We start from the raw sequence: 22,128 nt of genomic DNA, 5'->3' as shown, positions 1-22,128 counted from the left end.
AGTTTTCGGTCAGCGGCAACAGCAATGCATTAGGGAGCGCATTGAGCCTGGCTGTACCGAGTATGGCGCTGGCGCGTTTGTTCGATGGTGCGTTGAACGGTCCCGCCCGGGACAATCTGACCGCCGTAGTGATCCGCTAATGATTGAGCCTGCGTTAATGCCTGACCCGTTAGCGATCAGCGAAGATGAGGTAGTTGACCTGACCTATTTCGCTTTCGCCAACCCTGCCGAACCATCGCGTGAAGTACCAGCGACATGCATTCGCATTGGCGATTTGCCGCAGGTATTGGGCGGGCGTTACTGCATCGAGCGTTTGCTAGGCGCTGGCGGTATGGGTGTGGTTTACCGCGCTCGGGATCTGCTATACGAGCAGTTCGGAGATCCCGAACCGTATGTCGCGCTGAAACTCCTCAGTGAAGACTTTGCCGATTCTCCGGACGCCAGCGCATTGCTCTATAGCGAGTTTGCCCTGACCCGGCGACTGCATCACCCCAACGTGCTGCGCTTGCACAACTTTGAGGTGGACACTCAGTGTCAGCGAGCCTTCTTCACCATGGAATTAATGCATGGTCTGACGCTGGATAAATTGCTCTGCGAACACCCTTTGGGATTACCGTGGCCGGACCTGCGTGATATCGCGCATGCGTTGCTTGATGCGCTGGCCTATTCCCACAGCCGCGGCGTACTCCACGGCGATCTGAAACCGAGCAACGTGATGATTGGCGAAGATGGCCTGCGGCTGTTCGATTTTGGTCTGGGCCAGGCCGAGAAGGGCGTCCTGCCGGGACTTGCGCAACTGAGCCGGAGTCGCTTCAAGGCGTGGACTCCGGGCTACGCTGCGCCGGAATTGCTGAACGGTGCGCCGCTGACAACAAGAGCCGACGTCTTCGCGGCTGCCTGTGTGATCTATGAGCTGGCCAGTGGAACGAATCCTATGCGCGGTTTGTTTTCGACTCTGTCCAGTAATGAACACCTGAGTCTTGACCTGCAAATGCCCACGAACATGCCTAAACACTGCTGGCAAGCCTTGCGAACGGCATTGGCTTTCGATCCTGCAACCAGACATCTTACGGCGTCGCACTTGCGTGACATCTTGGGAGGCTCTTCCTCTTGGTGGAGCCAATGGTTTCATCGACGCTCTGAAAGTCATGCTTCGTCAATGACTTGGTAGTCATCAGCGTCAAAAAGTGCGTCATCTTCTTCTAACGCAACTCGATAGTGGCGTTCCTGTTCGAAGTCGCTACACTGCGCCGGCCGTTCATTCTTCCTTTGAGGCTTGCGCATGAAATTTCGTTTTCTGTTGTGGATGCTGGGTTTGTTGATGGGTAAGGCCAGTCGGACCAATCCTGCGTTTCAGCAGCAGTTGGGCGACAAGGAGTTGGTGTTTCAACTGCAAACGCTGGACGGAAAAGTGGCGCGACATTTCCGCGTGAAGGATCAGCGTATAACCAGCAAGGCGGGTGTGTACGCCGAGCCTGCGTTTGCCATTGTCTTTAAAGACGCCGCGTATGGCTTTGCCACGATGCAGGCGAAGAACAAGCAATTGGCGTTCATGACGGGGATTCAGGACAAGTCGATTCAGATCAAGGGCAACCCGGCGCTGGTGATCTGGTTCCAGGGGTTGACCAAGTATTTGAAGCCGAAGAAGGCCAAGCCAAAGGTTTGAGGTTTTTTCCGGCTGACCACAAGGATTCGTCTCCGGCCTTTAGCCTTACGACTCCTGCGGGTCTGATGTGTCGAGTGATCGTGCCCTGTAAGTCTTGTATATCTGCTGGACTTCCGGATTATCCAGGTTCTCGTAGGTGATGCCTTCCTTGTCCAGGCCATCCAGGCCGCGGATGCTGCTGATGGTCGCTGGCCACTCGTCTCGACTGGCGATATCGACTACGAACGGTTGCAGGTAGTGATCGAGATGCCTCCCGCGAGGTTCTCGAATTTCATCACTGAGCGCCCGCAGGTAGTCGTCCTTGGTGGTCTTTGACCAGTCGATGGCGAACCGGGCCCGATAGCAGAGCTCCATGAAGACCAACAGGATCGTGCGGCCGTTGCCGTCGAGAAAGGGGTGTGCGAACGCTAGTTGGCCCATTACTTCGCCAGGGCGATCTCTGAAACGTTTCTGGTTGGCTGCTAGCTCAAGCGCATAGTCGACAGACATCTTGATGGAGTTCGGATGCTCAAAGACGGTGCTTCGCGGATCGCCGTGCAAGCCCTTGAAGACAGCCAAGTGCGGGACAAGCTCGCACCGATCTTTTCCTGCCCAAGGATAGAAGCCGGAGAAAAGGATCTCGTGAACTTTGAGGACTGACTTGTAATCGATTGGCTTGGTCTTGGCCAAATAGGCAAGAGCGTCTTCGATGCTCAATTCGAACGAAAAATGCTCTGATTCTTTAACTTCAGTGGGATCTTTCAGGCACAGCGAGTTTTGAAGGTAGCCAGCCGTTTCGAAATCGCCGAACGGGTCAAAAGTCATGCGCTACGTTTCTTCGAGCGCCTCTCCTGAAGGTAACGCCCTTGGAGCACCAAGGCTTCTGATTTGCTCAATGCGCCTTTTTTCTTCAGATTGACGAGCAACTGTTCAACGCCATCCAGCACGACGATATCACCCGCCAGACAGGTAATGGTCACGGCCATACGGCTCATGCCGTCAGGCTCGGCAGTGATTTTGTGTTCCTTGGCAAGCTTGCGGACTTGACTTGCAACACTGCTAGCCGCTGTTTGGGTCATCGGAAAGCCCTCTATTTGCGCTCAAATCATAGCAGTGCGCTTGCTTTCTGTCGTTGCTGGCTCGTCGGCCAATGCATGCATGACGGGGATTCAGGACGACTCGATTCAGATCAAGGGCAACCCGGCGCTGGTGATCTGGTTCCAGGGGGTGACCAAGTATTTGAAGTCGAAAAAGGCCAAGCCTAAGGCTTGAGGGCGCTTTTGCTACTTGGGCAGATATTTGGACGGATCGCCGCCGGAACAACTTTGCCTCTACAGCCTCTTGATTGAGCCATCTGTTAGTTGAAGAAATAACAAACTATTCCAATTTTTGAATTTCTGGATCGATCTCTAGGCCGAAATAATCTATTTGAATGTCATTTGTGACAGGTCACAAAAGTCGATTTCGCGTGCTCCATAGCGTTGGGTGTCACTGAACGTGCCCTTTTTACTTCAATGGAGTGCGCAAATGAACAAGGTGAACGAAGTTGCGGCAGGAACTCTTGACTCGTCGTTTGGTGATATTGGTTAAGAAATAGCTATCGAGATATGCAGGTAACAAATGATAAGAAGCTTGCTCTTGTCGGGCCGGCGAGTTTGTTGCGATACCAGACGTGAGAAGTAGAGCAGAGCTCCGATGGGAGCGTGCTCAACTGGGATCGATATGTCTTGTAGGACTCATTAGGATCATTCAGAGACCACAATCATGAAGCAAGAATCCGGGTTAAAAAACGCAGGCACTCTCGACCCAGCCTTTCATGGCGATGGCATGATGGAAATGCCGACCAGTACGACTGCAGTGGCTGCTCTGCAAGATAAAAAATTACTGGTCGCTACTGGGTGGCTAGCCGGTTCAGGGCATACCGTTTCACGATTTACCGACAAAGGAGCGTTTGACCAGTCCTTTGGAAAGGACGGCACAGTTGTGATACCGGATAGAGGCGCAGTTGCAATGTCGCCAAGCGCTGTGATTCCCCGTTCAACTGGCGGATACCTTATCAGTGGCATACAACTAGTAAGGGCCGACAAACTGTATGTCTTTGGTTTGCTGGAAGACGGTCGATTAGATGAATCTTTCGGTGATGAGGGCATGGTTACGCTTTTAGCTTCCGAACTCGGGGCCGACGCCAGGTTTGTTGATAAGGACTCGACTATCGATGCGCTGTTCTTCAGCTCCGGTTGGATGGTTGTATCCCAGCTTGATGCAAAGATCTATTTGAGCCACTCCTTTTATACTTCCAGCGGCGTCTTCAAGGGTGTTGTGTACTGCCTTAATCCAGATGGTTCAAGGAGCACGAGTTTCAATGGCGGCCATGTATTTATTGAGTCGCCAGTCGCCGGAATTGCCCTCGGAGGGTTGGCAGCCGACAGGGATGGTGTGTTGGTCGGAGGTACACTTTTCGCGCCTGTCGGCACTATGGGGGACGCTTTCGTAACTCGCTATAACCAAAATGGAGCTATCGATACTTCGTTCGGTAACGGTGGGAAAGTCATCATCCCCAACGGTGAAGAGGGGCGGATGTCCTTTCTGTCCTCCACGGTGTTACGCGCAGATGGTGCGATTTTGGTGACGGGGTTCTCAAACAAGGGAGAAGGCCTGATTACCGTCCTTAACGCTAGCGGCAGCTTCAATCTGATTTTCAACAAGGGAAGACCGCTGTATGACGATTTCCGTGAAGGATTGAATTTCGCGAAATGTGTCGCGCAGCCGGATGGAAGAATCGTGGTGACCGGTTGGACTAGCGACGGTTACTTGATGGTTTCGCGTTACCAGCTTGATGGCGCTCTTGACCCTGCGTTTGGAGGCAAGGGCTGGGTCCTCTTCCCCAGTAAGGCAGAAGCGAATACGCGGCACCTTGGGAGCGAACTCACATCGGATAACAAGATTGTCATTCTGGGCCACTCTTATCATCGCTATGCGGTGCGCTACCTGACCTGAAACCGGGCTGGTTTCATCGCGAGCAAGCTCCCACAGAGATTGTGATCCTGAGGGAGCGGGCCTGTTTGCGTTTAGGCCTGGCTGAACTGCGAAGCCAGTTCGCGTAGCAGCACTTCAGCTTCCAGCACTTTGCTGACCACATCTTCAGCCTTGGCGCGGGTCAGGCCAACGCGTTCGAGCAGGGCGTCGGGGATGTCTTCATCCGGGCCCGAACCGATGCCACGGCTGCGCAGCAGGCGTACGGACAGGCACACCAGGTTCGGGTACTCGGCGTAGGCGCCGTCGTAGGTGGGGTCGTGCTGGAAGCGCAGCGCGGTGGACAGTTCTTCGGGCATGTCCCAGTAGCGCATCAGCCAGGCGCCGATCTGTTCGCGGCTGATGCCCAGCAGGTGTTGCTCGATGTAGCTGTGGCACAGGTGCGGGTTGACCTCCAGGTGGCGGCAGATCAGCGAGAAGTGCGGCGGGAACACGTGGGCCAGCAGCAAGTAGCCGAAGTTGTGCAGCAGGCCGGCGAGGTAGGTCAGGCCGGCTTCCGGGCGTTGGGCGCGCGGCATGGCGCGGGTCAGGCCTTCGATGACGGCGGCGGTGTAGATCGATTGCTGCCAGTACGGCGTGGCGTGTTGCGGGTGGTCTTTGGGCAGGCTCAGGGTTTTGCCCAGGGCCAGGCCGAGTGCCAGGTTGATCACCAGGTCGAAACCCAGCACGCGCACGATGGCGTCTTCCACTGAACGAATCTTGCCCGGCGACGCGTAGTACGGCGACGCCGCCCAGCTCACCACTTGTGCCGCCAGTGCCGGGTCGGTTTCGACCACGCTGGTGATGTCGTCGATGGTGGCGTTGGGGTCGACGCGCAGTTTGATGATCTTCTGCGCGGTTTCGGCCAGTGGCGGAATTTCGATGGTCGCTTCCAGGCGTTGCTGGATACGCCGCGCGGTGAACGCCTGAACAGCCTGGGTAATTTCCTCGCGGTCATCGTCGGGGCGGTCGAGGTTCGGGCGGATGCTGGTCAGTGCTTCGCCGAAGTTGGCGGCACTGGCTTTGTTCAGCATCGATTTGAAGGCTTCGCTGGTGATTTCCAGCAGCACGCCCGGCTCGCCCGAGTTGACCAGCACCATCGGTTCGCGCAGCAGGCTTTCTTCGTACAGGCACGGCGAGCTGGTGAGTGACGGCAGGCCGGGCAACAGGCTCAGGTTGTGCTTGCCGAGCATCTTTTCCAGGCGCTCGGTGGGTACGGCGGTGAGGCGGCGACCAGTGAGTTCGGTGAGGCGATTGAGGTCCAGCAATTGGCTTTGCGGGAACAACACCATCAGCGCGCCGACAGCATCATCGAGCAGAACGGCCTGGACCTTGCGCGCCGGATTCAAGCCGTGATGGTCGAGAACCTCTTCGTAGGCAATGCCCATTTTGTTCAGTAACAGCCGAATGACCGACGGCGCGTGCGGGGTAGCGGGTGCGAGGGCAACTTCGGTCATGTTCTGTATCCGTTCTAAAACAATTGCAGGAGTATAACCAGCTTGCTCAAAGCCATCGCCCACAAACTGCGACGGTGCTCACACTTGGCCGTATTGCTGCCCATGGCGCAACCAACGATCTAGCAATGGGCTGACATGGTCGGGCCAGCGTTCGAGCAAGGCTTGAGCGGCGTCGCGCACGGCGGGTAGCAGGTCGGCGTCGCGCATCAGGTCGGCGACCTTGAATTGAAGCAGACCCGTCTGCCGCGTGCCGAGCATTTCACCGGGGCCGCGCAGTTCGAGGTCTTTTTCGGCGATGACAAAGCCGTCGTTTGTTTCGCGCATGATACCCAGGCGCTGACGGCCGATCTGCGACAGCGGCGGATGGTAGAGCAGCACGCAATGGCTGGCGGCGCTGCCCCGACCCACACGACCGCGCAACTGGTGCAGTTGCGCGAGCCCAAGGCGTTCGGGGTTTTCGATGATCATCAGGCTGGCGTTGGGCACGTCCACGCCAACTTCGATCACGGTGGTGGCGACCAGCAGTTGCAAGTTGCCAGCCTTGAATTCGGCCATCACTGCGGCTTTCTCAACTGGCTTCATGCGGCCGTGAATCAACCCGACTTTCAACTCGCCGAGGGCGGCGGTGAGGTCCTCAAAGGTGGTTTCCGCGGCCTGGCAGGTCAGCTCTTCCGACTCTTCGATCAGCGTGCACACCCAATAGGCCTGACGCCCTTCGGCACAGGCGCCGCGCACCCGTTCGATGACTTCGACGCGCCGGGTGTCGGTGATCAGCACGGTGTTCACCGGGGTTCGGCCGGGTGGCAATTCGTCGAGGATCGAGGTGTCGAGGTCGGCGTAGGCGCTCATGGCCAGCGTGCGGGGGATCGGCGTGGCGGTCATGATCAACTGATGCGGGCACATCCGCCCGCCGACGCCTTTCTGCCGCAGCGCCAACCGCTGTTGCACGCCGAAACGGTGCTGTTCGTCGATGATCACCAGCGCCAGGTTCTTGAACTGTACTTCGTCCTGGAATAGCGCGTGGGTGCCGACCACCATCGGCGTGCCACTGGCGATTTGTTCCAGCGCAGCTACGCGGTTTTTGCCCTTGAGTTTGCCGGCCAGCCACGCGACTTCGATGCCCAGCGGTTCGAGCCAGCGCTTGAAGGTGATGAAGTGTTGTTCGGCGAGAATCTCTGTGGGCGCCATCAACGCCACTTGGTAACCGGCCTCCAGCGCCTGCAACGCAGCGAGGGCGGCGACCACGGTTTTACCCGCGCCAACGTCGCCCTGAATCAGCCGCAGCATGGGTTCGTGCTGACTCAGGTCGTAGGCGATTTCGTTGCCGACCCGCTGCTGTGCGCCAGTCGGCGAGAAGCCGAGGTTGGCGAGGTATTTGGCTGGCAGCTTCGTGGCTTTCGGCATCGCCGGTGCGCGCAAGGAACGCATGCTTTCGCGCAGGCGTTGCTGGGACAGTTGATGGGTCAGCAGTTCTTCAAAGGCCAAGCGGTGCTGCGCCCAGTGATGACCGAGGGCGAGTTCATCGACGTCGGCATCGGCGGGCGGGTTATGGAGATAGCGAATTGCATCGGCCAGCGGTGCCAGTTGATAGTCCCGCGCCAGTTCGTTCGGCAGCCAATCGGGCAGGCTGCTCGGGCCGAGCAAGGTCAGGGTTTGCATGCACAGTTGGCGCAAGCGCTGTTGCGTCAGGCCTTCGGTGAGCGGGTACACCGGGGTCAGGGTTTCATCCACGGGAGGTGGTTCGTCGCCGGTGATGGCGCGGTATTCCGGGTGGTAGATTTCCAGCCCCGAGGCACCGGGCCGCGCTTCGCCGTAGCAGCGAATCCGCGTGCCACGCTTGAGGCCTTCCTTCTGTGCATTGCTGAAATGGTAGAAGCGCAGACTGAGCCCGCCGGTGCCGTCCTGCAGGCGCACCACCAGGCTGCGGCGTCGGCCCATGACCACATCGGCGCCGCTGACGGTGCCTTCGATTACGGCGTCCTGGCCCGGGCGCAGCGCGCCGATCGGCACCACGCGCGTGCGGTCCTGATAACGCAGGGGCAGGTGAAACAGCACGTCCTGGAGATTTTCCAGGCCGACCTTGGCCAGTTTCTCGGCCATGGCTTCGCCGACACCCTTGAGTGCCGTCACCGACACTTGCGACAACTCGGTCATGACGCTTGCTTAGCCCGCCACCACCGGCGCCGATGGCTTGGCCACCGAGCACAGGCGAATGGAGTCAGCGAGGATTTCAATCGCCTTCGGACGCGGGAAGCTCGCACGCCAGGCGATGGCCACAGTGCGAAACGGCACCGGTGCCGACAGTGGCCGAACTTCGATAATGCCGGGGGCGTAGTGATGGCTGTCAACCGCCGACAGCGGCAGGATCGAAATGCCCAGGCCGGACGCCACCATGTGGCGAATGGTTTCCAGCGAGCTGGATTCCACCGTGGTGTGCTTGGCGCCGTCGTTGCCTTTGGTCAGGGTCGGGCAGGCTTCCAGCACTTGATCACGGAAGCAGTGGCCCTCGCCGAGCAGCAGCAAGCTCTTGTCGTTGAGCAGGCTGGCGTCGATGGATTCTTTTTGCGTCCACGGGTGCTGGGCCGGCATCAGGACGTAGAACGGCTCGTCGTAGAGTTGCAGGGTCAGTACATCGGCTTCGTTGAACGGCAGGGCGATGATGATCGCGTCGAGTTCACCGTTGCGCAGTTTGTCGCGCAACACGTGGGTGAAGTTTTCTTCGATGTACAACGGCATCTGCGGGGCGACCCGGTGCAGTTGCGGAATCAGGTGTGGGAACAGATACGGGCCAACGGTGTAGATCGCGCCGACTTTCAGCGGTGCGGTCAGTTGGTTCTTGCCGGCCTGGGCCAGTTCGCGAATGCCTTGGGCCTGTTCCAGGACCTTTTGCGCCTGAGCCACAATGCCTTCGCCGACCGGGGTCAGGCGCACGGCGCTTTTGCTGCGCTCGAAAATCAGCACACCGAGTTCGTCTTCAAGCTTTTTCACGCCTACCGACAGGGTCGGCTGGCTGACGTGGCAACGCTCGGCCGCGTGGCCGAAGTGCTGCTCTTGGGCGAGGGTAACGATGTAGCGCAATTCTGTGAGGGTCATAGCAAGCGTCCATGAAGTTGCGGGCCAAGCATAACGCCTGCAATCGATAGACGCACGTTATCAGAGTGAGCGTGTCGAGTGACACCGGGCAATGCGAAAGGCAAAAAAGATCGCAGCCTGCGGCAGCGCCTACATAGGCTCGATGTACACCCTGTAGGAGCTGCCGAAGGCCGCGATCATTTGACCTTCCGCTTTTACCGCCGGCGTTTTTCCAGCGAGTAAACAAACGGCGCAACGATTTCGATCGAGCCGTTGGTCAACATGTCGGACGGTGGCTTGGGCAGCGGTTGTGCGCGGCGGATCATGTCCAGGGTAGCCCGGTCCAGATCGGCAGTGCCGGAGGGGCTCACCAATTCAAACGAAAGCACGTTGCCTTCACCATCCACGACAAAGCGCAGACGGTTCAAACCTTCCTTGCCCCGCGACTGTGCACTGGCCGGGTACTTTTTGTACTTGGCCAAATGCGCGAGCAGCGTGCCTTCCCAGCTGGCCTTGGCAGCGACTTGGGCGGCCGACGGACCAGGGGCGGGCTGGGCGGATTTCTCCGTCGGTGCCGGCGTCGGTGGTGCTTCGCTCGGTTTAGCCTCGGACGGTTTTTCCTTCGGCGGCTCGGGCTTTTTCTCCACAGGCTTGGGCGGTTGAGGCTTGGGCTTGGGTTTGACCGGTTTCGGTACTGCGATCTCGGCCTTCGGCGCTTCGGCGAGCTTCGGAATCGGCAGTTCTTCTACCGGAGCCGGTGGCTGCGGCGGTGTGACGACCTTCGGCGGTGCGGGCGGTGGCGGGGCAGGAATCGGCGCCAGCTCGACCATCATTGCCTGAGGCGGCAATTCGATGGGCGGGCGAGCCGTCCAGTTCAGTGCCAGCGCAATGGCCAGCGCGTGAACGCCCAGCACCACGGCCAGGCTACCGCCGTAACGCGTCAGCTTATGGCGCGTCTTGATCATTTCTTGACTGCCGTCTCGAGTCCGACCAGGCCGACCTTCAGGTAGCCAGCGGAGCGCAGATTGTCCATTACGCTCATCAGGTCACCGTAATCCACGCCTTTGTCGGCCTGGAAGAAGATCGTCGTGTCTTTCTTGCCCTGGGTCTTGGCGTCGAGCGTGGCGCCGAGTGCTTCGGCCTTCACTTCGTCTTCGCCGAGGAACAGGCGTTGGTCAGCCTTGACGCTGAGGAACACCGGTTTTTCTGGCCGCGGCGCCGGTTTGGCGGTAGACGCGGGCAGGTCGACCTTGATGTCCACGGTAGCCAGCGGAGCAGCCACCATGAAGATGATCAACAGCACCAGCATCACGTCGATGAACGGCGTGACGTTGATTTCGTGGTTCTCGGCCAGATCGTCGTCTGCGCCTTCTTTCAAATGCAGGCCCATGGCCGATTACCCCACTTTCACCATGTGCGGTTGCGAGCTGCGCTCAGGCTGGTGGTCGAGGTCGCGGCTGACCAGCAGCAGGACTTCTGCCGACGCGTCGGACACCTGCGCCTTGTAACCGGCGATGGAGCGGGCAAACACGTTGTAGATCACTACTGCAGGGATCGCTGCTACCAGACCCAACGCGGTCGCCAGCAAGGCTTCGGCGATGCCGGGAGCGACGACGGCGAGGTTGGTGGTCTGGGTTTTGGCGATGCCGATGAAGCTGTTCATGATGCCCCATACGGTACCGAACAGGCCGACGAACGGCGCGGTGGAACCGATGGTGGCGAGGACGCCGGTGCCGCTGCTCATGTTGCGACCGCAGGCAGCCACCAGGCGCTCAAGGCGGAAGCTGACACGCTCCTTGATGCCTTCTTTTTCACGGCTGCTTGCCGACAGATGCATTTCTTCCAGGGCGTCATGAACCAACAGGTTGGCGAGGGTGCCTGGCTTGGCCGCCGTAGCGCTGGCTTCTTTGAGCGTGGCAGCTTTTTTCAGGTGGACGATTTCGTTACGCAGACGACGCTTGGCGCCCATCAGCTCAAAGCCCTTGGCGATCCAGATGGTCCAGGTGATGATCGACGCGATGGCCAGGCCGATCATCACGATTTTCACGATGATATCGGCGTTCTGGTACATGCCCCATGGCGACAGGTCGTGGGCCATGCCCAGGCTGTTGTCGGCTTCGAGGACTTGCGGAACGTCCTCACCGAGGGCTTCTGGAGCCGGTGCTGCCTGAGCCGGGTCGGTCGCCGCAGGAGCGGCAGCCGAGGCTGCGTGATCGGCTGGGGCAGTTGCAGCAGCGGCCGGGGTGGCTGGCGCTTGTGCGTCAGCGAATGCGGCGGTTGGGGCCAGCATCAGACTGAGCAGCAGGGCGGCCACTGCGCTCCAGGCGCGAGGTCGTTTGGTTGGCGAAGCGGAGAGTTGATTGCGTGTCATGCTGGCCGGACCTGAGAGAAAAAAACGGGTTATGTTCTTCCAGGCCTCGAAGGGCCGAGAACAAAAGTGGCGCGTATTATTGCAAGTAATTCTTGTTAACAGAAGTAATAGAGTCTCTTTTTTTCCTGCATTGCTAGCCGCTCGTCCATTGCCAGCGCTAGTCTGTTCGTTTCCGAGGAGAGTTTTCTGATGTCCGCGCCTTCTGTTTTGATCGCCGGTTGCGGTGATGTCGGTAGTCGTCTGGCGACGCAACTGCTGGCTTTGGGTTGGGAAGTTCATGGCCTGCGGCGCGACGTTTCACGCTTGCCCGAGGGTGTGATTGGCGTTGCTGGCGACTTGTTCAACAAAGACTGTCCGCAGACCTGGCCAATCGGTGCGGTGGATTACCTGGTGTATTGCGCTGCCGCCACCGATCACGATGAAGCCGGTTACCGCGCGGCTTACGTGGAAGGTTTGCAGCATGTGCTGGAGTGGCTGAACGACTATGGGCAGGTGCCGAATCGCATTTTGTTCGTTTCCAGCAGCAGTGTTTACGGCCAGCAGGAGGGCGAGTGGGTCGACGAGACTTCACCCGCCGTGGCGGCAGGTTATTCCGGGCGTGTGATGCTCGAAGCCGAGCAGATTGCCCTCAATAGTGGCATCCCGGCCAGTATCGTGCGCTTGACCGGCATCTACGGCCCGGGCCGTGAGTGGTTGCTGACCCAAGTCCGTCGGGGTTATCGCGTGGTAGTCGATCCACCGTTGTACGCCAACCGGATTCATGCCGATGACGCCGCAGGGCTGATGGCCTGTCTGCTTGAGGCGGATCGCCAGGGTGTGGCGCTGGATGACGTCTATATCGGCGTTGATGACGCGCCGGCAGCGTTGGCGGATGTGGTGGGCTGGTTGCGCGAGTATCTGGGTGTCACGGAATGGGCGGAAGACGCCAGCGTGCGTCGCACCGGGAGCAAGCGTTGCAGCAATGCGCGGGCGAAAGCGTTGGGCTGGACGCCAAGGTATCCGAGTTTCCGCGAAGGTTATGCCGCGATTATTGAGGGGCGCTGAAAGCAAAAGATCGCAGCGTTCCGCAGCTCCTTCAGGGAATGCGTACACCTGTAGGAGCTGCCGAAGGCTGCGATCTTTTCAGCGGGTTACTGTTTTTCCAGCAACCACTTGCGATCACCCGGCGTGAACTGAGGCATTTCGTCTGCTTGCGCCGTATTTACAGCTTGGAGAATCTCCAGTTCCTTGCCTTTGCGCATAAAGATCCAGGCGTTTCCTTGCCCGTTGAGTTGCAGCCACATGTTGTCGTTGCCGCCGCTCATCGATGCGCAATCACCCGCCAAACACAGGGCGTAGCGGTCGCTGCCCGGCAAACCGGTCACCTGGCCGTCAGCCTGAAACTGCACGGTATTGCCTTCGCCGGGGCCGCTGATGACTTTCCAGTTGCCGCCCATGTAGGCCGAATACAGCGCACGTTCGAAGCTGGCGCCGAGTGGCGCGCCGTCCGGCACCTGAACCGATGCACGGTCGAAGACCTGGGCGGGTTCGTTATCGAGCGCGGCCTGGCTCAGTTGCTTGCCGTCGCGCTTCAGTTCGCTGCCGGAACTGCCATAAAAGTCGACTTTCCAGGCGCCGGACTGTTCACCCAGCAGCTTGCCGTCGACATTTTCAAAACCATTGGTGTAGCGGGCCTGACCGGCCTTGGTGTTGACGTCCCATTCCAGGTTCGGACCATAGGCCTGGAGCGCTTCACGCAGGGGAGCGCCTTTGGATGCAGCATCAATCGCCGCCTGGTTGATCCAGGTGCCGCTGATATCACGGCTGGCAGGGTCGCTGGCACATCCGCCCAAAAGCAGGGCGAGCAGCGAGAGAGCAAGCGCTTTGCGCATGGTGGAATCCTTTCAAGCTTTCTTTACAGCAGAGCAGTCGGCGCAGCCTGAGCTGCGCCGGACGCATTACTCGATGACCAGGATGGCATCCATTTCAACCTGCGAACCCTTTGGCAGGGCGGCAACGCCGATGGCGGCGCGCGCTGGGTAAGGCTGGTCGAAGTACTTGCCCATGATCTCGTTGACCTTGGCGAAGTGGCTCAGGTCGGTGAGGAAGATGTTCAGCTTGACGATGTCCTTGAACGAACCGCCGGCAGCTTCAGCCACGGCCTTGAGGTTCTCGAACACCTGGACGGTCTGGGCTTCGAAGCCTTCAACCAGTTCCATGGTTTTTGGGTCCAGGGGGATTTGACCCGACATGTAAACGGTGTTGCCAGCCTTGATCGCCTGGGAGTAAGTACCGATGGCGGCCGGGGCCTTGTCGCTGGTGATAACAGTCTTGGTCATGAATGACTCCTTGTAAGGGGCTGGCTTAAGCGCGCATGCGGGTGATGCGAATTACTCCGGTCAAGGCGCGCAGTTTCTTGATCACGCGGGCCAGGTGCACACGGTCGTGTACGCTGACCACCAGTTGGACCACGCTGATGCGACCATCGCGTTCATCCATGCTGATTTTTTCGATATTGCCGTCGGCTGCGTTGACGCTGCTGGCCAGCAGGGCGATCAGGCCGCGCTGGTGTTCCAGCTCGACGCGTAGCTCGACGTTGAATTCGCCGGTGACATCCTTGGCCCACGAGAGCTGGATGCATTTTTCCGGGTTGTGGCGGATTTCGCTGATGTTGCGACAGTTGTCCAGGTGCACAACCATGCCTTTGCCCGCGGACAAGTGACCGACGATCGGGTCGCCCGGGATCGGCGTGCAGCACTTGGCGTAGCTGAGTACCAGGCCTTCGGTACCGCGAATCGCCAGCGGACCTTCCGGGCTCGGCAACTGTTCGCCTTCGCCGAGCAGACGGCGGGCGACAACGTAGGCCATGCGATTGCCCAGGCCGATGTCTTCCAGCAGGTCTTCGATGAGTTCGAGGCGATACTCGGTGAGCATGGCCTTGACGCGCTCTTGCGGGATTTTTTCCAGCGAGCTGTCGAAGCCGTTGAGGACCTTGTTCAGCAGGCGTTCGCCGAGGCTGATGGATTCGGAGCGGCGCTGCAGTTTCAGCGCATGGCGGATGTGCGTACGCGCCTTGCCGGTGACCACGAAGTTGAGCCATGCCGGGTTCGGCCGGGCGCCTGGAGCGCTAACGATCTCGACCGTGGAGCCGCTTTGCAACGGTTCGGACAGCGGTGCGAGACGGCGATTGATCCGACAGGCAATGCAGCTGTTGCCCACGTCGGTGTGCACCGCGTAAGCGAAGTCGACCGCCGTGGAGCCCTTGGGCAGCTCCATGATCCGGCCTTTGGGCGTGAACACGTAGACCTCGTCCGGGAACAGGTCGATCTTCACGCTCTCGATGAATTCCAGCGAGTTGCCGGCGCGTTGCTGCATTTCCAGCACGCCTTTGACCCATTGGCGGGCGCGGGCGTGAGTGCCTTTTGGCTGCTCGTCGCCGCTGGATTTGTACAGCCAATGGGCGGCGATGCCGTTGTTGGCCATCTCCTCCATTTCACGGGTGCGAATCTGGATCTCGATCGGAACGCCGTGCATGCCGAACAACGTGGTGTGCAGCGACTGATAGCCGTTGGCCTTGGGGATCGCGATGTAATCCTTGAAGCGCCCCGGCAACGGTTTGTACAAATTATGCACAGCACCCAGCACGCGGTAGCAGGTATCGACCTTGTCGACGATGATCCGGAACGCATAGACGTCCATGATTTCGTTGAAGGCCCGACGCTTGCCGCGCATTTTCTTGTAGATGCCGTAGAGGTGTTTCTGGCGACCGCTGACCTCGCCCTGAATGCCGTCGACGGCCAGGCAGTGGCTGAGGGATTCTTCGATCTTGTTGACGATTTCCTTGCGGTTGCCCCGGGCGCGTTTGACCGCCTGGTAGATCCGCGCGGAACGCATCGGGTGCATGGCCTTGAAGCCGAGGTCTTCGAATTCTATGCGGATGGCGTGCATGCCCAGCCGGTTGGCGATGGGTGCATAGATTTCCAGGGTTTCCTTGGCGATGCGTCGGCGTTTCTCGCCGGACAGCACTTCCAGCGTGCGCATGTTGTGCAGGCGGTCGGCCAGCTTGACCAGGATCACGCGAATGTCGCGCGCCATGGCCATGGCCATTTTCTGGAAGTTTTCGGCCTGGGCTTCGGCCTTGGTCTCGAAGTTCATCTGGGTCAGTTTGCTGACCCCGTCGACCAGTTCGGCCACGGTTTCGCCGAACTGCGCTTGTAGCGCTTCCTTGGCAATCCCGGTGTCTTCGATCACGTCATGCAGCATGGCGGCCATCAAGCTCTGATGGTCCATATGCATGTCGGCAAGAATATTCGCAACCGCGAGTGGGTGCGTGACGTACGCCTCACCGCTACGGCGGCGTTGGCCGTCGTGGGCTTGTTCGGCGTAGAAATACGCTCGGCGGACCAGGTTGACCTGGTCTTTGCCGAGGTAGGTCGATAAGCGATCGGCGAGGGCGTCTATGCTCGGCATGATGACTCCTGCCGTAAGCTTTTATCCCGCGCCGTGCTACGTCGACCAGGCATAGGCTTAGACGGCCTCGTTGGACTCGTCCTCGAATGCAGCAAAAAGCGGTTCATCTTCAACGATTTCGGCTTCGGCGATAGCTGCGTAGTCGATCAGGCCTTCAGCGATTTCACGCAGGGCGACGACGGTAGGCTTGTCGTTTTCCCATGCTACTTTCGGCTCTTTGCCGCCGGTGGCCAGTTGACGGGCACGCTTGGTAGAGAGCATGACCAGCTCAAAGCGGTTATCCACGTGTTCTAGGCAGTCTTCAACGGTTACGCGGGCCATGGTCTTCCTCGTAGCAAATGCAATATGCGCGCTGCCCGGATGGGCGAGCGGACTCAACAGTTTAAAAAATCACCAGCGATTAGGGAAGCGCTGATTTTTTGATCAAGCCCTTCAACGCGCTGCAAGCACCAATGTAAAGCCCTTGCAGCGGTTTTGGGAAGTGCAAATCAATCGAGCAATTCAGCCAGCAATTTGCCAAAACGTTGCTGTTGGCGTTTTTGTTGCAGCTGATTGGCGCGGAAAATCGCCTGCAGGTCGCGCAAAGCGTGGGCGAAATCGTCGTTGATGATCAGGTAATCGTAGTCGACGTAGTGGCTCATTTCGCTGACCGCTTCGCGCATCCGGCCGTCGATGATTTCGTCGCTGTCCTGGCCGCGGTTGGTCAGGCGTTGGTGCAAGGCTTCAAGCGACGGCGGCAGGATGAAGATCGAGCGGGCCTGAGGCATCAGCTTGCGCACTTGCTCGGCGCCTTGCCAGTCGATTTCCAGAATTAGGTCGTGGCCTTCGTCGAGAGTCTGCTGCAGGTGGCTTTGCGAGGTGCCGTAGAGATTGCCGAAGACTTCGGCGCGCTCGAGGAAATCGCCGTGCTCGATCATCTTCACGAACTCGTTGCGTTCGACGAAGTGGTAGTTCACGCCGTTCACTTCACCGGGGCGCATGGCGCGGGTGGTGTGGGAGACCGAGACGCGAATCTCCGGATCGGCGTCGGTCAGAGCCTTGACCAGGCTGCTTTTGCCCGCGCCCGAAGGGGCGGAAATGATGTACAGGGTGCCGGTGATGTGAGTCATGTCGGGTTTGCCTTACTCAATATTCTGCACTTGTTCGCGCATCTGCTCGATCAACACCTTGAGGTTGACCGCAGCCTGAGTGCTGCGCGGGTCGAAGGCTTTGGAGCCCAGTGTGTTGGCTTCGCGGTTGAGCTCCTGCATCAGGAAGTCCAGGCGCCGACCCGCAGCGCCGCCGGACTTGAGCACCCGGCGAACTTCGATGATGTGAGTGCTCAGGCGATCCAGTTCTTCGGCGACGTCGCTTTTTTGCGCGAGCATGACCATTTCCTGCTCCAGGCGCTGCGGGTCCATCTCGGCCTTCATGTCGGCGAAGCGGTCGAGGACTTTCTGGCGCTGGGTGGCGAGCATTTGCGGAACGAGTTCACGCAGGGTCACCACGTCTTCTTCAATGGAGGTCAGGCGATCATTGATCAGCCGCGCCAGCTCCGCGCCTTCGCGCTCGCGGCCGGCCTTGAGTTCTTTCAGGCCCTGATTGAACAGCGCCAGCGCTTCGGCGTTCAAGGCTTGCGGATCGGTAGCGTCGCCCACCAGTACGCCGGGCCAGGCCAGGACTTCGAGCGGGTTTAATGCCGCAGGATTTTTGATCAGGCTGGCGATCGTCTCGGCGGCAGCAACCAATTGCGCGGCGCGCTCCTGATCCACTTGCAGCGATTTGCCGGTGTTTTCTTCGGTGAAGCGCAGGGTGCATTCGAGCTTGCCGCGCGACACGCCCTGGCGCAGGGCTTCGCGGACGGCGCCTTCGAGGTCGCGAAAGGACTCCGGCAGGCGCAAGTGGGGTTCCAGGTAGCGGCTGTTGACCGAGCGCAGTTCCCAGCTCAGGGTGCCCTGTACTCCGGCGCTTTCGACGCGGGCGAAGGCGGTCATGCTGTGCACCATGGAGGTACCTCGCAATGCAGATCGGCGCGGAACTGGCATTCCGGCAATCCGATATCAATGAATTTAAGCCGACTGGCAGCAAAGGCGCAGGATTGTAGCGCAGTGGCGCCAATGCGCCCAAACACACGGTGTGACAAACGGCTGCAGGTCCTCGGCGACGGGCTGTTCAGAGCCTTCGGTCGTCGGAGGATTTTTTTAGAAGTGCCCAGCCGTGGCTGGCGGCTCTATAATGCTCCGCAGTTTTCCGTCCCCGTACAGGTATCCCTTATGAAACGTCCAAGTGGTCGCGCTGCCGATCAGCTCCGCTCGATCCGCATTACCCGCAACTACACCAAACACGCCGAGGGATCTGTACTGGTCGAATTCGGTGATACCAAAGTCATCTGCACCGTCAGCGTTGAAAATGGCGTGCCACGTTTCCTCAAAGGCCAGGGTCAAGGCTGGTTGACCGCCGAATACGGCATGCTGCCGCGCGCCACCGGTGAGCGTAACCAGCGTGAAGCGAGTCGTGGCAAGCAAGGCGGCCGCACCCTGGAAATCCAGCGTCTGATCGGTCGTTCCCTGCGTGCCTCGCTGGACATGTCGAAACTGGGTGACGTTACCCTGTATGTCGATTGCGACGTGATCCAGGCCGACGGCGGCACCCGCACCGCATCCATCACAGGTGCCATGGTTGCTCTGGTCGATGCCCTGAAAGTGATCAAGAAGCGCGGCGGCCTGAAAGGCGGCGACCCGCTCAAGCAAATGATCGCTGCCGTTTCGGTGGGTATGTACCAAGGCGAGCCTGTGCTCGACCTCGACTACCTGGAAGACTCGGCCGCCGAGACCGACCTGAACGTGGTGATGACCAGCACTGGCGGCTTCATCGAAGTCCAGGGCACGGCTGAAGGCGCGCCGTTCCAGCCGGAAGAGCTGAACGCCATGCTGGAGCTGGCGAAGAAAGGCATGAACGAAATCTTCGATCTGCAAAAAGCCGCACTGGCTGACTGATTGTTTCGACGTCTGGCAAGGAGAGCGCCATGAGTGACGAGCAGATGCTGCTTCCCACCCCGAGCCCCGAGGCTCGCCAGTGGGCGATGTTTTGTCACCTCTCGGCGTTTCTCGGTGTCTGGTTGCCGTTCGGTCACTTGATTGGGCCGCTGATACTCTGGCAATGGAAGCGTGACACCGATCCGTTCATCGATGCTCAAGGCAAAGAAGCGCTGAACTTTCAGATTACCGTGGCTCTGGTCTCGGGCATCTGTTACCTGTTGATGCTGATCTTGATCGGGTTTGCGTTGCTGCCGCTGGTGCTGATCGGGGCGATAGTGCTGTCCATTATTGCCGGGCTCAAGGCCAATGACGGGTTGCCTTATCGGTATCCGTTTACCTGGCGGTTGATCAAATAACGATCAACACAAGTCCCTTGTAGGGGCCGGCTTGCTGGCGAAGGTGTGACAGTTGACATCAATTTCGGCTGACACCCATCGCCAGCAAGCCGGCTCCTGCAGAAAGCAGATCATCGCGCACAAAAAAGCCGACCCTGAAGTCGGCTTTTTTGTATCTGCGAAACAACGCTTAGATCGTCAGCGTCCAATCGTAGTCCACGATCAGCGGTGCATGCTGCGAGAACCGCGGCTGTCGTGGCAGGCGTGCGCTGCGTACAAAGCGGCGTAGGCCCGGTGTCAGGATCTGGTAATCGAAGCGCCAGCCGAGATTAAGCATTTCGGCCTGTTCGTTATCCGGCCACCAGCTGTACTGGTCGCCTTCACGGCTGACTTCACGCAGGGCGTCTACATAGCCCATGTTGCCGACAATCTCGTCCATCCAGGCGCGTTCAGGCGCCAGGAAGCCCGGGGATTGCTGGCTGTCGCGCCAGTTCTTGATGTCCAGCTTCTGTTGCGCCACGTACAGCGAGCCACAATAAATGTACTCGCGGCGTTTGCGCCGTTGCTTGTCCAGGTACTTGGCGAAGTCGTCCATGAGCTTGAATTTCTGGTTCAAGTCTTCATCGCCGTTCATTCCGGATGGAAGCAACAAGGTTGCAATACTGACTTTGTCGAAATCGGCTTGCAGGTAGCGCCCGTAGCGGTCGGCCGTCTCGAAACCGAGACCGCTGATGACAGCCTTCGGTTGCAACCGCGAATACAAAGCCACACCACCTTGGGCGGGGACTTCGGCGTCGCAGGCATAAAGGAAGTATCCATCCAGTTGGAAGGCTGGATCGTCCAGTTCAAAGGCGGAGGCACGGGTGTCCTGCAGGCAGATGACGTCGGCATTCTGTGCCTGCAGCCAACTAAGCAAACCTCGCTCGACTGCAGCCTGAATACCATTGACGTTCACACTGATGATCCGCATAAATGGCCCCAAAAATCGCGTGCGTGTATGATACACGGCGTCAAGCTAATTAGCTAAATCCGTGGTATTTGGGGTTTTTTTCATGCAAGCGTATCAGCGCGATTTCATTCGTTTTGCCATCGATCGCGGCGTTTTGCGCTTCGGTGAGTTCACCCTGAAGTCCGGGCGCACCAGTCCTTACTTCTTCAATGCGGGCCTGTTCAACTCGGGTTCCGCCCTGGCGCAGCTGGGTCGTTTCTACGCCGCTGCCATTGCCGAAAGCGGGATTTCCTTCGACGTTTTGTTCGGTCCGGCCTACAAGGGCATCCCTTTGGCGGCAACCACTGCCGTGGCATTGGCCGAGCACCACAACCGTGACCTGCCATGGTGTTTCAACCGCAAGGAAGCCAAGGCCCACGGCGAAGGCGGGAGTCTGGTTGGCGCACCGCTGACCGGGGAAGTGCTGATTATCGACGACGTGATCACCGCCGGCACCGCAATCCGCGAAGTGATGCAGATCATCGCTTCCCAGGACGGCGCCAAGGCCGCCGGCGTGCTGATCGCCCTGAACCGCCAGGAACGCGGCAATGGCGAGTTGTCAGCGATCCAGGAAGTGGAGCGCGATTTCGGCATTCCGGTGATCAGCATTGTTTCGCTGAACCAGGTGCTGGAATTCCTGGCGGATGACCCGCAGCTCAAGCAACACCTGCCGGCCGTAGAAGCCTACCGCGCCCAGTTCGGCGTCTAAACACAGCCCCCCTGTAGGAGCTGCCGAAGGCTGCGATCTTTTGACTTTGGTTTTTGAAGATCAAGATCAAAAGATCGCAGCCTGCGGCAGCTCCTACAGGGGGGGCGTGGTTTGCCTTCAGTGCAGTCTCCGCCATTTTCCGATCAGTTTTAGCGCCAATCGCAGATTGAACAGCGCGAACACCAGCAATGCCAGGACGACGCACACGTACAGCGTCTGATCCACATCGAATTCCCACAGATCGAGGCTGCTGCTACGCATGATTCGAACGGCGGACGGCAGGTTGACGTAAAAAAGTACTGCGAAGGCGCATGTCAGGGGTAGGGCGCAACCGAAAAAAGTGCCTGAAACCAGCTCTCGGCTACGTTTTCTGGCCAATGGACCGGGTTGTTTTTCATCCAGCGCCAGCGCTTCAACCAGCTTGGGCCATGCCAGGTTGAACATGAAGGTGGTCAGGGTCAGCAGCAAGCCACTGACCGCGACAATGTCACTGAACGGCATTCAGACCCAGTGTCTGGCACAGCAGCGCGTGGGAATCCTCGCTGATTTCGAACTGCCCGGCACTGCCTTTGCGTTTGGTAATGGGTTTGAACGTCGGCTGGTTCTGGGTGATCAGCATGTTCAGTTCATCGCGGATGACATCCGAACTGATCACCACCAGGTACACGGTCTGCGCGTGTTCCGCAGACTCGATCACGGTTCGCATGCTGTGCTGCAGGATCTCGTCCAATTGATTGCGAAAGCGTGAAACCGTGTTTTTCAGCAGGGTTTTGCTTTGGCTCTGGGTCAGTTGGAAAATCGTCGATATCTGCGATTCGGTCGGCAGCGTCTGCCCGAAGTAGCTTTGAATCAGGTACAGCAAGCGGTCCTGTTTCGCTTCATCCGCTCGGCTCGGCATGCCGCCTTCAACCAGCATTTTCAAATATTCGGTCAGGCTCGCCTTGGCGATTCGCTGTAAGGCATGAGCAATTTCCATGTCGGAAATCTTCAGGGTCTTTTTGACCGGTTCTTTCTGTTCCTGCTCGAAAGCCTGGGCGTCGATCGTGAACGAGATCTGCATGGCTCAGTGCCTC

The 22,128-nt window shown here is 58.9% G+C and carries 24 protein-coding genes and 2 pseudogenes; 9 read left to right on the top strand and 17 right to left on the bottom strand.

The genetic code is table 11. The features are described 5' to 3' along the window. From NL64_RS30360 to NL64_RS08825, 3 genes and pseudogenes are all read left to right on the top strand, one after another. A pseudogene (locus NL64_RS30360) lies at nt 1–140 on the top strand (serine/threonine-protein phosphatase); the annotation flags it as partial. After that, nucleotides 140–1,171 carry a serine/threonine-protein kinase gene (locus tag NL64_RS08830; RefSeq protein ID WP_034147742.1) on the top strand — a complete coding sequence of 344 codons (1,032 nt, stop codon included), beginning with the start codon at nt 140–142 and terminating at the stop codon, nt 1,169–1,171. The pseudogene NL64_RS30360 and the gene NL64_RS08830, both read left to right, overlap by 1 nt. A 111-nt stretch (nt 1,172–1,282) precedes the next feature. After that, on the top strand, nt 1,283–1,666 hold the full coding sequence (locus NL64_RS08825) for a hypothetical protein (protein ID WP_034147741.1): 384 nt from the start codon (nt 1,283–1,285) through the stop codon (nt 1,664–1,666). 45 nt (nt 1,667–1,711) lie between these two features. Here NL64_RS08825 and NL64_RS08820 read toward each other — a convergent pair whose 3' ends face one another. Both NL64_RS08820 and NL64_RS08815 read right to left on the bottom strand, forming a co-directional pair. Beyond that, a complete protein-coding gene (locus tag NL64_RS08820) occupies nt 1,712–2,470 on the bottom strand; it encodes a Fic/DOC family protein (protein ID WP_034147740.1) in 759 nt (252 codons plus the stop codon). Then, the gene (locus NL64_RS08815) at nt 2,467–2,724 is read right to left on the bottom strand and encodes a hypothetical protein (protein ID WP_034147739.1); all 258 of its coding nucleotides are present in this window, start codon (nt 2,722–2,724) and stop codon (nt 2,467–2,469) included. Before NL64_RS08815 ends, NL64_RS08820 begins: the two co-directional genes overlap by 4 nt. Before the next feature lie 73 nt (nt 2,725–2,797). Between NL64_RS08815 and NL64_RS30055 the strand changes: the two are divergent. Together NL64_RS30055 and NL64_RS08810 are read left to right on the top strand one after the other, a co-directional pair. Further along, nucleotides 2,798–2,917 (top strand): annotated as a pseudogene (locus NL64_RS30055) (helicase); the annotation flags it as partial. Between the two features lie 492 nt (nt 2,918–3,409). Further along, nucleotides 3,410–4,642, top strand: a complete 1,233-nt coding sequence (locus NL64_RS08810) for a hypothetical protein (protein WP_034147738.1) — start codon at nt 3,410–3,412, stop codon at nt 4,640–4,642. A gap of 71 nt (nt 4,643–4,713) precedes the next feature. Here the strand turns inward: NL64_RS08810 and NL64_RS08805 are convergent, their stop codons facing one another. From NL64_RS08805 to exbB, 6 genes are all read right to left on the bottom strand, one after another. Then, a complete protein-coding gene (locus tag NL64_RS08805) occupies nt 4,714–6,114 on the bottom strand; it encodes an aminoacyl-tRNA deacylase and HDOD domain-containing protein (RefSeq protein WP_034147737.1) in 1,401 nt (466 codons plus the stop codon). A gap of 78 nt (nt 6,115–6,192) precedes the next feature. Further along, nucleotides 6,193–8,268, bottom strand: coding sequence for an ATP-dependent DNA helicase RecG (recG, locus tag NL64_RS08800; protein WP_034147736.1), 2,076 nt, complete (start codon nt 8,266–8,268; stop codon nt 6,193–6,195). Nucleotides 8,269–8,277: 9 nt separating this feature from the next. After that, a complete protein-coding gene (locus tag NL64_RS08795) occupies nt 8,278–9,207 on the bottom strand; it encodes a hydrogen peroxide-inducible genes activator (RefSeq protein ID WP_034147735.1) in 930 nt (309 codons plus the stop codon). 194 nt (nt 9,208–9,401) lie between these two features. Further along, the gene (locus NL64_RS08790; RefSeq protein ID WP_034147734.1) at nt 9,402–10,151 is read right to left on the bottom strand and encodes an energy transducer TonB family protein; all 750 of its coding nucleotides are present in this window, start codon (nt 10,149–10,151) and stop codon (nt 9,402–9,404) included. Further along, nucleotides 10,148–10,576 carry a TonB system transport protein ExbD gene (exbD, locus tag NL64_RS08785; protein ID WP_034147733.1) on the bottom strand — a complete coding sequence of 143 codons (429 nt, stop codon included), beginning with the start codon at nt 10,574–10,576 and terminating at the stop codon, nt 10,148–10,150. Before exbD ends, NL64_RS08790 begins: the two co-directional genes overlap by 4 nt. 6 nt (nt 10,577–10,582) lie before the next feature. Beyond that, on the bottom strand, nt 10,583–11,557 hold the full coding sequence (exbB, locus tag NL64_RS08780; protein WP_034147732.1) for a tonB-system energizer ExbB: 975 nt from the start codon (nt 11,555–11,557) through the stop codon (nt 10,583–10,585). Between the two features lie 189 nt (nt 11,558–11,746). Between exbB and NL64_RS08775 the strand changes: the two genes are divergently transcribed. Further along, a complete protein-coding gene (locus NL64_RS08775) occupies nt 11,747–12,601 on the top strand; it encodes an SDR family oxidoreductase (RefSeq protein ID WP_034147731.1) in 855 nt (284 codons plus the stop codon). Between the two features lie 86 nt (nt 12,602–12,687). Here the strand turns inward: NL64_RS08775 and NL64_RS08770 are convergent, their stop codons facing one another. The 6 genes from NL64_RS08770 to NL64_RS08745 form a co-directional block, all read right to left on the bottom strand. Next, nucleotides 12,688–13,428: a hypothetical protein gene (locus tag NL64_RS08770; protein WP_034147730.1), complete on the bottom strand. Its 741-nt coding sequence runs from the start codon at nt 13,426–13,428 to the stop codon at nt 12,688–12,690. A 66-nt stretch (nt 13,429–13,494) separates the two neighbouring features. Next, on the bottom strand, nt 13,495–13,875 hold the full coding sequence (locus tag NL64_RS08765; protein ID WP_003229509.1) for a RidA family protein: 381 nt from the start codon (nt 13,873–13,875) through the stop codon (nt 13,495–13,497). Nucleotides 13,876–13,900: 25 nt separating this feature from the next. Beyond that, entirely contained in the window at nt 13,901–16,006 is a 2,106-nt protein-coding gene (spoT, locus tag NL64_RS08760) for a bifunctional GTP diphosphokinase/guanosine-3',5'-bis pyrophosphate 3'-pyrophosphohydrolase (protein WP_034147729.1), read from the bottom strand. Between the two features lie 57 nt (nt 16,007–16,063). Then, a complete protein-coding gene (gene rpoZ, locus NL64_RS08755; protein WP_007921129.1) occupies nt 16,064–16,327 on the bottom strand; it encodes a DNA-directed RNA polymerase subunit omega in 264 nt (87 codons plus the stop codon). A 167-nt stretch (nt 16,328–16,494) separates the two neighbouring features. Next, the gene (gene gmk / locus NL64_RS08750; protein ID WP_034147728.1) at nt 16,495–17,115 is read right to left on the bottom strand and encodes a guanylate kinase; all 621 of its coding nucleotides are present in this window, start codon (nt 17,113–17,115) and stop codon (nt 16,495–16,497) included. Nucleotides 17,116–17,127: 12 nt separating this feature from the next. Then, a complete protein-coding gene (locus NL64_RS08745; protein WP_034147727.1) occupies nt 17,128–17,991 on the bottom strand; it encodes a YicC/YloC family endoribonuclease in 864 nt (287 codons plus the stop codon). 267 nt (nt 17,992–18,258) lie between these two features. Between NL64_RS08745 and rph the strand changes: the two genes are divergently transcribed. Both rph and NL64_RS08735 read left to right on the top strand, forming a co-directional pair. Beyond that, entirely contained in the window at nt 18,259–18,981 is a 723-nt protein-coding gene (gene rph / locus NL64_RS08740; RefSeq protein WP_034147726.1) for a ribonuclease PH, read from the top strand. A 29-nt stretch (nt 18,982–19,010) separates the two neighbouring features. Next, nucleotides 19,011–19,379, top strand: a complete 369-nt coding sequence (locus NL64_RS08735) for a DUF4870 domain-containing protein (protein WP_034147725.1) — start codon at nt 19,011–19,013, stop codon at nt 19,377–19,379. Between the two features lie 169 nt (nt 19,380–19,548). Here the strand turns inward: NL64_RS08735 and NL64_RS08730 are convergent, their stop codons facing one another. After that, nucleotides 19,549–20,328 carry an exodeoxyribonuclease III gene (locus NL64_RS08730; protein ID WP_008062840.1) on the bottom strand — a complete coding sequence of 260 codons (780 nt, stop codon included), beginning with the start codon at nt 20,326–20,328 and terminating at the stop codon, nt 19,549–19,551. Nucleotides 20,329–20,410: 82 nt separating this feature from the next. On the opposite strand from NL64_RS08730, the gene pyrE reads away from it, so the two are divergent. Continuing rightward, a complete protein-coding gene (pyrE, locus tag NL64_RS08725) occupies nt 20,411–21,055 on the top strand; it encodes an orotate phosphoribosyltransferase (protein ID WP_034147724.1) in 645 nt (214 codons plus the stop codon). 117 nt (nt 21,056–21,172) lie between these two features. On the opposite strand, the gene NL64_RS08720 is transcribed toward pyrE, so the two are convergent. Both NL64_RS08720 and NL64_RS08715 read right to left on the bottom strand, forming a co-directional pair. Continuing rightward, a complete protein-coding gene (locus NL64_RS08720) occupies nt 21,173–21,556 on the bottom strand; it encodes a hypothetical protein (protein WP_034147723.1) in 384 nt (127 codons plus the stop codon). Next, nucleotides 21,543–22,115 carry a hypothetical protein gene (locus NL64_RS08715; RefSeq protein ID WP_034147722.1) on the bottom strand — a complete coding sequence of 191 codons (573 nt, stop codon included), beginning with the start codon at nt 22,113–22,115 and terminating at the stop codon, nt 21,543–21,545. Before NL64_RS08715 ends, NL64_RS08720 begins: the two co-directional genes overlap by 14 nt. Nucleotides 22,116–22,128 lie beyond the last annotated feature (13 nt).

The organism is Pseudomonas fluorescens (genome assembly GCF_000802965.1).
GTDB classification, from domain to species: domain Bacteria; phylum Pseudomonadota; class Gammaproteobacteria; order Pseudomonadales; family Pseudomonadaceae; genus Aquipseudomonas; species Aquipseudomonas fluorescens_A.
The sequence above is the reverse complement of the archived record's forward strand: the minus strand, read 5'-3'. Positions and strand labels throughout refer to the sequence as shown.

Bases quoted from the DNA above. Each gene is read 5' to 3' on its own strand.
- NL64_RS08830 (WP_034147742.1), top strand. From the start codon at position 140: ATGATTGAGCCTGCGTTAATGCCTGACCCGTTAGCGATCAGCGAAGAT.
- NL64_RS08825 (WP_034147741.1), top strand. From the start codon at position 1,283: ATGAAATTTCGTTTTCTGTTGTGGATGCTGGGTTTGTTGATGGGTAAG.
- NL64_RS08820 (WP_034147740.1), bottom strand. From the start codon at position 2,470: ATGACTTTTGACCCGTTCGGCGATTTCGAAACGGCTGGCTACCTTCAA.
- NL64_RS08815 (WP_034147739.1), bottom strand. From the start codon at position 2,724: ATGACCCAAACAGCGGCTAGCAGTGTTGCAAGTCAAGTCCGCAAGCTT.
- NL64_RS08810 (WP_034147738.1), top strand. From the start codon at position 3,410: ATGAAGCAAGAATCCGGGTTAAAAAACGCAGGCACTCTCGACCCAGCC.
- NL64_RS08805 (WP_034147737.1), bottom strand. From the start codon at position 6,114: ATGACCGAAGTTGCCCTCGCACCCGCTACCCCGCACGCGCCGTCGGTC.
- recG (WP_034147736.1), bottom strand. From the start codon at position 8,268: ATGACCGAGTTGTCGCAAGTGTCGGTGACGGCACTCAAGGGTGTCGGC.
- NL64_RS08795 (WP_034147735.1), bottom strand. From the start codon at position 9,207: ATGACCCTCACAGAATTGCGCTACATCGTTACCCTCGCCCAAGAGCAG.
- NL64_RS08790 (WP_034147734.1), bottom strand. From the start codon at position 10,151: ATGATCAAGACGCGCCATAAGCTGACGCGTTACGGCGGTAGCCTGGCC.
- exbD (WP_034147733.1), bottom strand. From the start codon at position 10,576: ATGGGCCTGCATTTGAAAGAAGGCGCAGACGACGATCTGGCCGAGAAC.
- exbB (WP_034147732.1), bottom strand. From the start codon at position 11,557: ATGACACGCAATCAACTCTCCGCTTCGCCAACCAAACGACCTCGCGCC.
- NL64_RS08775 (WP_034147731.1), top strand. From the start codon at position 11,747: ATGTCCGCGCCTTCTGTTTTGATCGCCGGTTGCGGTGATGTCGGTAGT.
- NL64_RS08770 (WP_034147730.1), bottom strand. From the start codon at position 13,428: ATGCGCAAAGCGCTTGCTCTCTCGCTGCTCGCCCTGCTTTTGGGCGGA.
- NL64_RS08765 (WP_003229509.1), bottom strand. From the start codon at position 13,875: ATGACCAAGACTGTTATCACCAGCGACAAGGCCCCGGCCGCCATCGGT.
- spoT (WP_034147729.1), bottom strand. From the start codon at position 16,006: ATGCCGAGCATAGACGCCCTCGCCGATCGCTTATCGACCTACCTCGGC.
- rpoZ (WP_007921129.1), bottom strand. From the start codon at position 16,327: ATGGCCCGCGTAACCGTTGAAGACTGCCTAGAACACGTGGATAACCGC.
- gmk (WP_034147728.1), bottom strand. From the start codon at position 17,115: ATGACTCACATCACCGGCACCCTGTACATCATTTCCGCCCCTTCGGGC.
- NL64_RS08745 (WP_034147727.1), bottom strand. From the start codon at position 17,991: ATGGTGCACAGCATGACCGCCTTCGCCCGCGTCGAAAGCGCCGGAGTA.
- rph (WP_034147726.1), top strand. From the start codon at position 18,259: ATGAAACGTCCAAGTGGTCGCGCTGCCGATCAGCTCCGCTCGATCCGC.
- NL64_RS08735 (WP_034147725.1), top strand. From the start codon at position 19,011: ATGAGTGACGAGCAGATGCTGCTTCCCACCCCGAGCCCCGAGGCTCGC.
- NL64_RS08730 (WP_008062840.1), bottom strand. From the start codon at position 20,328: ATGCGGATCATCAGTGTGAACGTCAATGGTATTCAGGCTGCAGTCGAG.
- pyrE (WP_034147724.1), top strand. From the start codon at position 20,411: ATGCAAGCGTATCAGCGCGATTTCATTCGTTTTGCCATCGATCGCGGC.
- NL64_RS08720 (WP_034147723.1), bottom strand. From the start codon at position 21,556: ATGCCGTTCAGTGACATTGTCGCGGTCAGTGGCTTGCTGCTGACCCTG.
- NL64_RS08715 (WP_034147722.1), bottom strand. From the start codon at position 22,115: ATGCAGATCTCGTTCACGATCGACGCCCAGGCTTTCGAGCAGGAACAG.